The organism is Paenibacillus dendritiformis (assembly GCF_021654795.1).
Lineage (GTDB): Bacteria > Bacillota > Bacilli > Paenibacillales > Paenibacillaceae > Paenibacillus_B.
Genome location: NZ_AP025344.1, coordinates 1,000,869 through 1,013,474, shown reverse-complemented (window position 1 = coordinate 1,013,474; position 12,606 = coordinate 1,000,869). Strand labels below are relative to the sequence as shown.

Below are 12,606 nucleotides of genomic sequence, written 5' to 3'. Positions count from 1 at the left end.
CTTTCATCAAATAGCGGCTTAAAGAGCAGAAATTGCTGCATCCACGCAGCATTTCACTGCTTCATCCAACTTCCGCCGCTTTGCGCGCCGCCATTTTTCGATCTGTACAGTCTCTATGCGAGCGTTTCCGTTTTAGTTGCCCGATGCTTGCTTCGCGAACATGGCAGGCAGACTGTCGGCGAACGGCGGGTATGCGATGCCGTGCTGCGTAATGATCGCCGTAATATGCTCGTGATCCGTCACATCGAAGCACGGGTTATAGACGTTGACTCCTGCCGGCGCCATCGGCTTTTCATACCACTTGCTCGTAATCTCCTCATCCGGACGCAACTCGATATGAATGTCGTCGCCTGTCGCGCACTGCAGGTCGACTGTGGACAACGGCGCGCACACATAGAACGGAATGCCGTAATGCTTCGCCAGAATCGCCACCGCCGACGTGCCGATCTTATTGGCGGTATCCCCGTTGGCGGCCACGCGGTCGCAGCCGACCAGGACGGCTTGAATCTTGCCTTCCTTCATCACGATGGAGGACATGTTGTCGCAGATAAGCGTGACATCGATGCCCGCTTCCTGCAGCTCCCAGGCCGTCAGCCGCGCGCCCTGCAGCAGCGGTCTCGTCTCGTCGGCATACACCTTGAAGCCGTATCCCTGCTCCTCTCCCAAATAGATGGGCGCCAGCGCCGTGCCGTATTTGGCCGTCGCAATCGCCCCCGCGTTGCAGTGCGTCAGGATGCCCCAGCCCGGCTCCAGCAGCGACAAGGCATGGCGGCCGATCTGCTCGCAGACTTGCTCATCCTCGGCCCGGATCGCTTCCGCCTCCTGCCGCAGCGCTTCCTTGATCTCGGCGATGCTTCCGCCCTGCTCCCGCCGGAAGCGCGCCTCCATCCGATCGAGCGCCCAGAACAGGTTGACCGCCGTCGGACGGGAGGATGCCAGATAGTCCTTGACCCGCTTGAAATCCTCGGCCAACTCTTCCTTCGTCGGAGCTACCGAAGCCTTGACGCCCAGATACAGGCCGTATCCTGCCGCAATGCCGATCGCCGGCGCGCCGCGCACCTTCAGATGGTAGATCGCGTCCCAAATATCCTTCAATTCCTTCAGCTTGAGAAAAACCTTCTCGTTCGGCAGCACCGTCTGGTCCAGAATGACCAGCGTATCGTTCGCGTCATCCAACGTTACCGATTGAATCATTGTCGCTGTCATGCCGTTGTCTCCCATCGTCCCATGACCTCCTTATCTGCTGTACGCTTCGCCAGCGGCCGCAATGACCTTCATGAAATCCGTCCCGTTCTTCATCAGACGGCGCTCCATAATGAAGCGCTTGCCTATGACGATGCACATCTTCTCCGCCCGTGCCCTCGCGTTCGCGTCCGCAATCGACGTCATGTCCTTGACATGCGCGAGGCCGAGCGTCCGCCGGCACAGCTCCAGCCCGGCAACCCCTGCCGCATCCCGCAAAATCGTCTCCAGGTAATACTGATCGAAGCCTTTGTAAGAAGCGCATGGATCCGTCGCGAATTCCTTCCACGCCGCCAAAAATTTCGCTTTGAACAAATCAATCATATCTTGAATCGTTGACAGGAGCCAGTCTTTTTGCCGCTCCTTCTCGGCGCCGTCCTCCATGACGCTGTCCGCATGGACATAGGCGAAGATCAAGTTGGCGACGACATTGCCCACATCGTAGCCGGCCGGGCCGTAGAAGGCGAATTCCGGGTCGATCACCTTGGTCGAATCCGGCTTCACGAAGATGGAGCCCGTATGCAGATCGCCGTGAATCAGCGACTGGGCATTGGTCATGAATTCGAACTTCAGCTTCGCCGTCTCCAGGAGCAGCGCTTCATCCTCCCACAAATATTCCTTCACGAACGGGAGCAGCGGCGGGAACACATCATTGCGCGGGCAATCGAAGAACGGCTCGGTATAGACGAGATCCTCGGTTATCCCGCACAGATCCGGGTTGATGAACTCCTTCACCCGCTCCTTCTTTTCTTTATGATTCATGACGACATCCGATGTCAGCAGCAGCGTATTAACCAGGAAGGTCGAGATATGCTCGGCGAACAGCGGGAACTGCTTATGCTTCATCAGGGCGGCGCGAAGGATCTCATGATCGGACAAGTCCTCCATGACGCAGCAGTTCATGACCGGATCATACTTGTATACTTGCGGCACCAGTCCCGGAGCCAGTTCATGCTCGATGCGCAAAATATCGCTCTCGATCCGGTTCCGGTCCGGCGACACCTTGAACTCATCCGAGATGCGGGCGACCGGCCCCGCCTGCTTGATGATGAGCGAGCGCCCCGTCTTGTCGTCCACGACCCGGAACACATAGTTGAGATTGCCGTCGCCGATTTCCTTGCAGGACAGCCCGGCATCCCGATCGAAGTAATCAAGCTGGCTGAGGGCATACTGAATCGCATCGCTTTCGGTCATCGTGAAATACGTCTTGAATTCGCTCATTTCGATCTCCTCCTGCACCCGTTATTTCTGTTTGTAATAGGTTAAAGCCAGAGCAAAAGCGAGCACCGTTCCTTTCACGATGTCCATCGCGTAGTAAGGAACCGACATCATGACCAGGCCGTTCTGCAAAATGCCGATGAGCACCGCGCCGACGAAAGTGCCGAATGCGTTCGGTCTGCCGGCGCCCGCGACGGAGAACCCAATGTAGGCCGCCGCCACCGCGTCCATGAGATAAGGAGCGCCCGCATTGACTTCCGCCGTCATGACGCGGGACGCCAGCATAATGCCGCCGATAGCCGCGAATCCGGCCGACAACACATAGGCGAGCACGCGATATTTGTTGACGGGAATGCCTGACAGCTTGGCCGCCTCCATATTGCCGCCGATGACATACATGTACCTGCCATGCTTCGTGTAGTTCAGGAAAATATGGACGAGGACCACGACGACAAGCATTATGATGATAATCCAAGGCACCTGGCCGATTTTCGAGAAAAAGGCGCTGATCTGCCCCGTGGCGAACGTGCCGTCCGGCATGACCATGTTCTGCGATACGGTCGCTCCCCGCGTATACGTGAGCGCCGCCCCCTGGATGATGAACATCATCGCCAGCGTCATGAGCATGTCTTGAATTTTCATTTTGACGATCATGAACGCGTTCAGCAGGCCAGCGATTAGACAGACCGCGATCGCCGTGACGATGCCCACGAACGCATTCTGCGAATGCCAGACGAACATGGAGATGACGACGGCGTTGGCCAGCGACGCCACGGAACCGACCGACAGGTCGAAGCCGCCTACCGAGAGCGAGATCGTGATCCCGATCGCAATGACGGTAACGATGGAGATCGAGCGCAAGATGTTGATGATATTCGTAGGCATCAGGAAGCTCTCGGACATGATTCCGAACACGGCAATCAGGATGAGAATCGTGACAATCGTGCCGTATTTATATAGAAAATCGAAGAAATCGAAAGACTTGGCCGCCTTCGCTTGACGCTGTTGCCCTGTCCCTGTGCTCATGCTCATGCTACTTTCCTCCCGTCGAGTAGAACAATAATTCTTCTTCATTGGTCGCGCTCGTCCGGAGCTCCTTCACGATCTCGCCATCATAGAGCACGTAGACGCGGTCCGTGATGCCGATGATCTCCGACAGCTCGCAGGAGGCGTAGATGATGCTCTTCCCCTGCTGCGCAAGCCGCGAAATGAGCTTGAAGATGTCCTTTTTCGCTCCGACGTCGACGCCTTTGGTCGGTTCATCGAAAATGTACACTTCCGCCTCGGTCGCCAGCCATTTTCCGATCGCCACTTTTTGTTGATTTCCGCCCGACAAGTTTTTCACCTTCGCCAGCTCGTTCGGCGTCTTGATGCCCAGATCCTGAATCAGCCTCTGCGCCTCCTTCTTCTCCTTGCCGAACTGAAGGAACGTCTTGTACGCGCAGAACCTCGCCAGATTGGCAACCGACAGATTGTTCGCCACCGATTCCAGCACGAGAATGCCTTCCTTGCGCCGCTCCTCCGGCACGAGGGCGATTCCCTGCTTCACGGCCTCATTGCAATTCCGAATGGAAAGCTTCCGCTTCTGCAGCACACGCTCGCCCGCCGCAATGCGGGACGCGCCGAACAGGGCCTTGCACAGCTCGGTTTTTCCGGCGCCTACCAGTCCGGCGAGGCCGATGATTTCCCCTTTTCGCACATAGAAATCGATATTTTTCAGCTTGTCGCCATCCGTCAGGCCCTTTACTTCGAAATTGGTGTCTCCGATTTCGATCGGAAGCTTCGGAAATTGATCGTCCATTTTTTTGCCGAGCATCCGTTCCACAATTTCATTCGGATTCGTGTCCGCAATCCGCTTCTTGACGACGAATTGACCGTCCCGCATCACCGTAATGTCGTCGCAGATGTCGAATAGCTCCGGCAGACGGTGCGAGATGAAGATGACCCCGACATTGTTCTTTTTCAACTCCCGCACGATGCGGAACAGCTCTTCCGTCTCCGCATGGCTGAGCGGCGCGGTCGGCTCGTCCAAAATGAGAAAGCGGCATTCCTTCGTTATCGCCCGCGCGATCAGAACCATCTGCTTCTCGGCCAGCGTCAGCTCGCTGACCAGCTTCTTCGTCGGCACCTTCACATTCATCCGTTCGAGAGTCGCCTTCGCGCCGCTGTGTATCCGCTTCCAGTTGATCCACTGCTTTTTCCCCATGTCGTTGACCGTATCATCCAGCATGATGTTCTCGCCGACCGTCAAATAAGGGATGAGCGCCGTATCCACTTCCTGATATACAATCTGGATGCCCAAGTCCTTCGCATCCTTCGGCGAACGAATCTGCGCCGCTTGGCCGCCGATAAAAATGTCTCCCGTGTAATGGTTGTAGGCTCCCGACAACACCTTCATCAACGTCGATTTGCCCGCCCCGTTCGCGCCGATAAGAGCATGGGAGGTTCCGGTGTCGGTTGTAAAATCCACGTTATCCAGCGCCTTCACCCCGGGGAACTCGATGGAAATCCGCTTCATATCCAGGCGAATCGCTTGCTGTCCAATCATCTCTCCACCTCCTGTACGGAATCGGGAGGCAAGCGCCGTCCATCCGGCGTTGGCCGCGGAGGCCCTTCCGCGCTTCCCTCCGTCCCCTTCTTATTTGGATGAATACGCTTTCTTAAGGGCTTGCATCCAGTCCTCCTCGAAGTCCGTGCTTACGCCCCAATCCGGGATGATCTTGCTGAGACTCTCCATATTCACTTTTTCCCCGGAGGAATTCAATTGCTCTTGCGTAATCATTGTCGGCTTGAGGTCGAAGGTTGGCGGCGTGTCTTCGCCCGCGATCTTCTTCGCGACCAGTCGCATATTGACGGCGCCGATCACCTTCGGATCGACGGCGGCCGTGGCAACCCATGGGCTATTCTCTTCCTGCATCAGCTGCAAATCGGCGTTCGACACGTCGATGCCGTAAATTTTGATCTCGTCCCGGCCGGCTTCCTTGACGGCCCGCGCCGCGCCGATGGCGAACGCATCCCATGTCGCGAAGATGGCGTCAATCTGGCCTGGGCCGTGCTTGGTCAGCATCGCCGATACGGCGTTCTGCGTCTGCACCGATGTATCGGATGCCGCGACGCCGAAGCGCTCGATCTCCTTAATGCCCGCATTCGCCTTCAAAAAGTCTTGGTATACGCCGTTCCGGCTTACCATCGGCGGGAATCCGTCTACCCACAAATAAACAATGTTACCGCTTCCATTTAACTGCTTATTCATGCTGTCCAACGCCAATTGGGCCAGCTGCTTGTCGTCCTGCGATGTTAACGTCACGCCTTCAATATTGGCCAAGTCCGGATTGGAGTCGAATGTGACGACCGGAATCCCCTTCTCCGTCAGCTTCTTGACATCATCCACCGTAGCCGCGTCATCTCCGTGCGAGATAATGACGCCGTCATAGTTCTTTTCGAGAGCCTGGGCTATCGCGTCATGGAATTTGGCCGTATCGCCGTTCGCGGAGTAGGTGTCCACCGTAAATCCCATCGATTCGCCCTCTTGCTTGGCGCCTGCCAGAAATTGCGCCGTATGATCGTCGCCTCCGATTTTGCGGATAACCATGATCTTCACGTCTTTGCTGGCAATAGGCTGAGGAAGATTTTCGATGTTGCTCTTGTCCACATTCGGCTTGCTTTGGGCGGAATCTCCCCCGGTGGAACAGCCTGCCAACACAAGCGATACAGCCATTACGGCAGCGACAAATCGGGTCATCACTTTGAACTTCATCTCCTGCACCCCTTTTAAGGTAATCAAAAGCCCTTCAGGTCCTATGCAAAAAGCCATAAAACCTGTTGTTGTCTAACATACTACCACCTTCATACCTATATCGCAATGAAAATTTATTGTTTTATATTGTTTTGTGTTGATTATTACATTATTTTTTTGCTTATTCCTTGTCATTTGTAAAGGTATAGTCGAAAATATTGGCTTTATTTACTTTTAAAACAACAATTTGGATGCACACAAAATAAACCCATACAAAAAAAACGAATATGGGAATCCCCCCATATTCGTCCATTGCTTGGTGCACTAAGTCTGGCCGGTACCATACCGGCCGCGAAGCCGATCAAGCTTGTCTATGATTAAGTTCGCCAACTCGGGAGGCTCCTTCACGAAGGCGTCCCTCCCCCAACTGAATATCCGCTCCGCATAGTATTCGAGTTCGCCCTCGCCAAGTGCGGGTCTCGATCGTGCCCGTCCCGTCCTCGTGCCGCGTGATGGCTTTATCGAGCCAAGGATCGGCCTCGCATTTCCTCACTCCCAAGCGGGTCAATTCCACCCGCAGCGCCACATGATGCTGGCGCACAGGCGGCAGGAACCATTGCTCGAGCGTGATCAACTTCTTCATCTGCCTCCGCATCTCTGGCTCCAATGGCTCCCGAGGCTTCAGCGCTCTGACATAGTCCGCGCGGAACAATCGGTAGGATTGCCTGCGGAAGCAATAAGCCGGGCAATACCAATAGCCGTTATGCGCATATAAGCCGAGCGGCACAATGTCCCGTTCATTCTCTCCCCGCGCCGAATCGTAGCGGATCGTAAGCGCTTGGCGCCCGACAGCCGCTTCCAATAATAGCTGCAATAACGGAGCCTCCTGCTCTCTCTGCGGCACCCAGAACTGAATGCAATCCTTCAGACGGTCGATGGTCCGCTTCGCGTTCGGGGGCAGAATACGGTAGAGCTTGGACAGCGCCGAGACGGCTTCCTCCCCGAACGGTATCGACGCGTAGTTATGCAGCGACTGATAGGCGAAGAACATCGCCACCGCCTCATTTTCCCTGAACGTCAGCGGAGGCAGCAGCTTCTCCTTCAGGAGCCGGTAACCGCCCTTAGGCCCGTATTCGGCATACAGCGGCACCCCCAGCTCCTCCAGGTCGCGCAGATCCCGTTGGATGGTGCGCAGCGACACACCGCATGCCTCAGTCCCTCTTCCGTCACCGCGTGAACGCCGCATTCCGCATTCATTGTCAACGCACGCGTCTTCTATTGTTCCCCTGCCATTATCTGCTCACCCTTGTTCTGCTGTTCGGCACTCTCGTCAACATATCCGGATCACTAACACCCCACCCCCTACCCACTCCTGCTGCCCCGCATCAGGGTCAACATGGCGGGTTCTGCGGAACTGCAATCATCGTTAACATCCCCTTCCACTCCTGCTCCCCCAACTTCAGCGTGAACATGGCCGGGTTCTACAGTTCCCGCTTATCGCACAACCTTCCTTTTTATCTATGACAAATGTTGACGTAGATAGATGATACAGTAGACCAAAGCACGGCACAACACAACAACAATAAATCGCTGGGAGGAAGTACCTATGTTCAAAAGACTGGAATGCGTCGCTCTGTACACCGCAAACATCGAGGCCTCGATCGAGTTCTGCCAATCGCTCGGCTTGACGGAGCATTGGCGCATCGAGCGGCCCCTCGGCGAAGGAGGAACATGGATCTTGGTCGGAATGAAGTTCCCGGACGAAAAGAGCTCCGAGCTCGTCCTGCAAAATCATCCCGCTCTCCAGGTGGCCGACATTGAAATCTACGTGGAAGACGTGTGCGAAACTTATGAAGCGCTGTCCGCCAGAACGGATATCAACTGGATTCGCCAGCCTTTTCCGACGGAATCAGGCCATGTGGCCGTCATGGAGGCGCCGGACAGCAACGTCTTCGTCCTCGTCGGCCAATAAAAAGCCCGACCGGCAGGCGGGAGCACCTCTGCGGACGGGAGCGACGCCGCGGACGGGAGCACCGCTGCGGGCGGGAGCGACGCTGCGGACGGGACCACGGCTGCGGGCAGGAGCACCGCCGCGGACGGGAGCACCGCTGCAGACGGGAGCACCGCTGCAGACGGGAGCGACGCTGCAGACGGGAGCACGGCTGCGGACGGGAGCGACGCCGCGGGCGGGAGCGACGCCGCGGACGGGAGCACCGCTCCGGACGGGACCACGGCTGCGGGTGGGAGTACCGCCGCGGGCGCGAGCGACGCTGCGGACGGGAGCGACGCTGCGGGCGCGGGACCACGGCTGCGGGCGGGAGCGACGCTGCGGGCGGGCAAGGTGGCTTCTGCGGCTTGCTTGGTCCAGTCCGCCGGCTTGCCGGGATAAAAATCATAAAAATCCTGCACAGGCGCAGGATTTTCACCGCAAAATACGCATCGAAGCAGGAATTGCTGCAAAAGTACATCAATTTTGCGCGTTTCTGCTTCGTTCCGCGATTGGACGGGCAAAATGCTGCACTTTTGCAGGATTGCCATATAGAGGGCGCGGCCCAGGAACAATTGCTGCATTTTTGCAGGATTGGCGACACGGGATCGCAGCAGGGAGAGGATTGCTGCAATTTGCGGCAAAAGAGGCTCCCCTCAAGGGCATGAGCGCCCCGTCCGGGCGGCTCAAGCTTGCCGCGGAGAGCTGCATCGCACTGACGCGCATCCTGCGACGCTCGTGCAGAAGCGCGGCGGATGCAGCCGCCCGCTCCACAACAGCGCTTGCAAACGCCTCCTTACAAAACCGGCAGCCAGGCCATCCCCCGGCCCGCGCCGCTATCGCCCCGCTTCACGATGCGCTGCCACTTTCCCGATGCGCGGCCAAATGCGCTTCGAGCAGCTCGACGCATTGATCGATATCCTCGCTCAGCCGGTTCCGCACCTCTTCCTTCACTTCCGTATCCAAGTAAATATATTCCCGCAGCTGAATCAAGGTGTCCCGCATCGAAGCGGCGGCATTGCTGCTCCATTGGGGCGTGCGGGAAAGCCCCGACGCCAGCAGATCCAGCAGCGGCCGGTATCGTTCCGCCGCTTCCCGGGTCATCCCGCCGAACGGCACATAGATGGCGCCCACCTTGCGGGACATCTGCTCCAGCAGCACGCGGACGGGCTTCGTGGCATCCCGCTCCGGCAGAACTGCCTGGCTGCGGTACAGGCCGAACCACAGCTCGCGTTCATAACCGCCGGCGAAAAACGCCTCTTCCCCCGTTATAATCGCGCCAAGCCCATGCTCCGCTCCGTTCTGCCGAATCCGCTCCCTTACCGCCGCCGGATCCGTCTCTGCGCCGATGCGGATGTCCACGACAGCGGCGCCCGGCTTGCCTCCGAACGGGCCGGCTTCCCCGGCAAATACGGCCAAGCCAAGCTTCGCGCCCTCATCGATGTACACCTGCATCGCATCGAACAAAGGGCTGGCCGCTGACGTTTTCGCGCTCGCATTCGCGGTCTCGCCCACGCTCGGGCTCGTGTTCGCGCCGTTCGCGCCCGCCGATGCGCTTGGTCTTGCGGCTATCTTCGCGTCATTCCCGCCCGCTCCCGCAATCGCGGCAGGATTCGCCCTCGCCGATGCGCCCGGATTCACTGCCGGATTCTGCGTCCCGGCCCCGCTCGCCTTCGCGTCCGCTCCCGCCCGCTCCGCCGCCTCCAGGTAGACCGCGTTGAAATGCGCGGCCTTGATGCGCTCCAACCGTTCCCGCACCTTCTCGGCCTCGTTATCGCCCGGGCTCGGGCTCACCCGCAGCCGGATCCCGCGCAGCTCCACCTTGCGGGACTCCGTATTCAACTGCTCCGCCTCCGTCACAAACCGCTCCAGCTCCGCCGCCTGTTGGCCGAGCTGCGCGGCGTCGCGCTCGGCATCGTCCGAGGCGGCCCGGGCGTAAGCCAGCTTCGCATCGAACAGCTTGCTTTCGATACTGGAATACGGAACGTCCAGGTACAGCGCCTTCGACTGCGCGAGCTTCCGTTCCGCCTCGGCCAGCCTCTGCGCCGCTTGCTCGAAGTACTGAGCCCGTTCGTCCTGATTCATGGCCGCGATCCGGTCTGCCCACCCTGCCGCGCCAGTCCCACCAGACGCGGCAGCCGCCACGCCTGCGGCGCCCGGCCCCAAGGCAAGCGCCATCGCCCCGGCCAGCAGACCAATGCGCAGCCCTATCCCTGTCTTCTTCATCCTACCGGCCTCCTCGATTCAATAGGGTTCACATCCGATTGATAGATTGTATGCCCGCATCGGCCGGGGCCATTCCTTGGAATTTACCGGCCGGCGCCCAGGGCCCCCGCACGATGCGAAGCGGCTTGCCCATTGCAGGCGGGACGGCTCATAACAGCCCGCGGCAGAAGAAGGACATCTTGCGGTCCCGCAGGCCGGGAAGCCGGGTAAAACAAAAATGCGAACCTCTCAGGAAGCACTTACTTTCTGGAGGCCCGCACTTGGATGCAGAATTCGATATAACATTTTTATACAAAATGAACTTATTATTAACGATAGGTGTATGTATAATCCTCGCCGTTGGTCGAGACGATGACCTGGATCGGCTTCTTGTCCTTCGCCACTTCGGCAGGCACCTCGGCGATGAAATGAAGCGTGCCCGTTTTCAATGGCTCGATGCTGGTAATATTCGTGTAGGTAAAATCCGCCCCTCCTTTATCCTCGATCGTGGAAAAAGCGTTATATTCATATTTGTTGTCGTAGACGACCTTGACCGACACGAACTCATCCGCCGATTTCCCCTCGGTCAGCAAGCTCTTGACCTTGATCACCGTGTCGAAATAAGTATTGGACGCATCCTTCACTTCATAATAGGAGTAGAAGCTGTCCGGGTTCGGCGGGGTAATCTTGTTGGCGAACTTCGCTCCTTGAATGGTCAGCTCGGCAAAATCGGCGATTTCGAGCGGCTTTTTCGCTTCAATTACTTTGCCATTGGCAGCCGGAGCAGCCTCATGGTCAGACTTCTCCTCCGACTTGCCGGCGCTGTCGTTGCCCGCATTTTCCTTTTTCTCGGCGTCCGCTTTGCCTGCGCCCGGATTCCCCATTGCCGCTTTCAGTTCCGCATTTTCTTTTTCCAAAGCCTCGATTTTCTTCTCCAGGTCGGCCGTCGCGGAATCGCCGCCGCTGCATCCAGCCACCGTCATCCCTAGAAGTAATGTTGCGATACTGATGGCTGCTGATTTCTTTCTCAATGGAAGACCCCCTTTTTCTATGTATAAACATACCACCAACTCCACCTAATTTACTAGAAAAGAATTCAGATCATATGACAATTCTCCTAATTCTATCGACTCAATAAACTGGCAAAAGACAAATAATAAGATACGTTGAATATTAACTCGTTTCCGCTTGTATGCTCTTGTTTTTCCTCCGATCCTGCGGTACACTGATGCACATCACCCCAATGGAGCTGATCGCCTGGTGGATACGACCGACGCCAAAGAGACGAATTTCTACGAATCGGATATCTTCGACATTAGCCGCGAACGGAAAGTCCGCTCCAGCATGCCTTCGCGCCATTACCATGACGCCTATGAGATTTTCTATCTTGTCTCGGGCGAATTATCGTACTTCGTCGGGGATAAGACCTACCATCTCGTGAGCGGCATGCTGCTATTCATCAACGTCAACGAGATTCATAAGCTGGTCAATTCGAGCGGCGCGGCCTTCGAGCGCATCACGCTCCAGTTCAAGCGGGAATTTATCGCCGACCTGCTCCCGAAGCAAGAGAGTTTCGACGTGTTCTCCGCCTTCCAAGCCGATACGCATCTGCTCCGTCTGGACGGCAGCGAGCAGAGCATGGTAGAGGGATTGTTCGACCGGATGGTGCACGAATCGCTGCGCCAGCCCCCGGGCTATGCGTATTATGTCAAAATATTGCTCATTGAGCTGCTCATCTATTTGAAGCGCAAAGCAGACAGCGGCCAAAACCAGCCAGCAGCCAGCCCGCAGCAGGTTCATCCCAAAATCATCGCCGTCGTCAACTTCATCAACGAGAACTACAGCCGGCGCATTACGCTGGATTCCATCTCCCGGCGGTTTTATATCAGTCCCTCTTATTTCTGCAAAATGTTCAAAGACAGCACCGGCTTTACGCTGGTCGAATACGTGAATAATGTCCGCATCAAGGAAGCGCGCCTCCTGCTGCAGGATACCGATGCCAAGATGGGAGAGATCGCGGAACGGGTCGGCTTTGAGAGCCTGACCCATTTCGGACGCATTTTCAAGGAGTTGACAGGCTGTACGCCCTTAAAATACCGCCTTATGCAGCGTTCGAACCGGACCTGAGCGCGCAGCGCTTCATCCCCCTCTCCCTCTCAACCCGGCTATGCAAAAAAAGCCGCCCCCTGACGAAATCAAGGAAGCGGCTCGGTTCGGT

General features: G+C 57.1%; 11 protein-coding genes. 3 read left to right on the top strand and 8 right to left on the bottom strand.

Features of this window, described 5'->3' with window-relative positions; genetic code table 11:
• Nucleotides 1-132: 132 nt before the first annotated feature.
• The 6 genes from mtnA to L6439_RS04355 form a co-directional block, all read right to left on the bottom strand.
• Nucleotides 133-1,206 carry an S-methyl-5-thioribose-1-phosphate isomerase gene (gene mtnA, locus L6439_RS04380; RefSeq protein WP_237096741.1) on the bottom strand — a complete coding sequence of 358 codons (1,074 nt, stop codon included), beginning with the start codon at nucleotides 1,204-1,206 and terminating at the stop codon, nucleotides 133-135.
• Between the two features lie 30 nt (nucleotides 1,207-1,236).
• Complete coding sequence (gene mtnK, locus L6439_RS04375) at nucleotides 1,237-2,463, bottom strand: S-methyl-5-thioribose kinase (RefSeq protein ID WP_213471061.1); 1,227 nt, start codon at nucleotides 2,461-2,463, stop codon at nucleotides 1,237-1,239.
• Nucleotides 2,464-2,484: 21 nt separating this feature from the next.
• Entirely contained in the window at nucleotides 2,485-3,492 is a 1,008-nt protein-coding gene (locus L6439_RS04370) for an ABC transporter permease (protein WP_168181578.1), read from the bottom strand.
• 1 nt (nucleotide 3,493) lies between these two features.
• Entirely contained in the window at nucleotides 3,494-5,008 is a 1,515-nt protein-coding gene (locus L6439_RS04365; protein WP_213471060.1) for a sugar ABC transporter ATP-binding protein, read from the bottom strand.
• A gap of 90 nt (nucleotides 5,009-5,098) precedes the next feature.
• Nucleotides 5,099-6,217 (bottom strand): sugar ABC transporter substrate-binding protein, encoded by a 1,119-nt coding sequence (locus tag L6439_RS04360; RefSeq protein ID WP_213471059.1) that lies wholly within the window; start codon nucleotides 6,215-6,217, stop codon nucleotides 5,099-5,101.
• Nucleotides 6,218-6,557: 340 nt separating this feature from the next.
• Nucleotides 6,558-7,397, bottom strand: a complete 840-nt coding sequence (locus L6439_RS04355; protein ID WP_237096740.1) for a helix-turn-helix transcriptional regulator — start codon at nucleotides 7,395-7,397, stop codon at nucleotides 6,558-6,560.
• Between the two features lie 405 nt (nucleotides 7,398-7,802).
• Between L6439_RS04355 and L6439_RS04350 the strand changes: the two genes are divergently transcribed.
• Complete coding sequence (locus tag L6439_RS04350; protein WP_168181574.1) at nucleotides 7,803-8,168, top strand: VOC family protein; 366 nt, start codon at nucleotides 7,803-7,805, stop codon at nucleotides 8,166-8,168.
• Nucleotides 8,113-9,096 (top strand): hypothetical protein, encoded by a 984-nt coding sequence (locus L6439_RS04345; protein WP_213471058.1) that lies wholly within the window; start codon nucleotides 8,113-8,115, stop codon nucleotides 9,094-9,096. Before L6439_RS04350 ends, L6439_RS04345 begins: the two co-directional genes overlap by 56 nt.
• On the opposite strand, the gene L6439_RS04340 is transcribed toward L6439_RS04345, so the two are convergent.
• Nucleotides 9,033-10,409, bottom strand: coding sequence for a hypothetical protein (locus tag L6439_RS04340; protein ID WP_213471057.1), 1,377 nt, complete (start codon nucleotides 10,407-10,409; stop codon nucleotides 9,033-9,035). The two genes, L6439_RS04345 and L6439_RS04340, sit on opposite strands and share 64 nt — an antisense overlap.
• A 308-nt stretch (nucleotides 10,410-10,717) precedes the next feature.
• Complete coding sequence (locus tag L6439_RS04335) at nucleotides 10,718-11,419, bottom strand: hypothetical protein (RefSeq protein WP_237096739.1); 702 nt, start codon at nucleotides 11,417-11,419, stop codon at nucleotides 10,718-10,720.
• A 229-nt stretch (nucleotides 11,420-11,648) separates the two neighbouring features.
• Here L6439_RS04335 and L6439_RS04330 point away from each other — a divergent pair, with 229 nt between their 5' ends.
• Nucleotides 11,649-12,515 carry an AraC family transcriptional regulator gene (locus tag L6439_RS04330; protein WP_237096738.1) on the top strand — a complete coding sequence of 289 codons (867 nt, stop codon included), beginning with the start codon at nucleotides 11,649-11,651 and terminating at the stop codon, nucleotides 12,513-12,515.
• Nucleotides 12,516-12,606 lie beyond the last annotated feature (91 nt).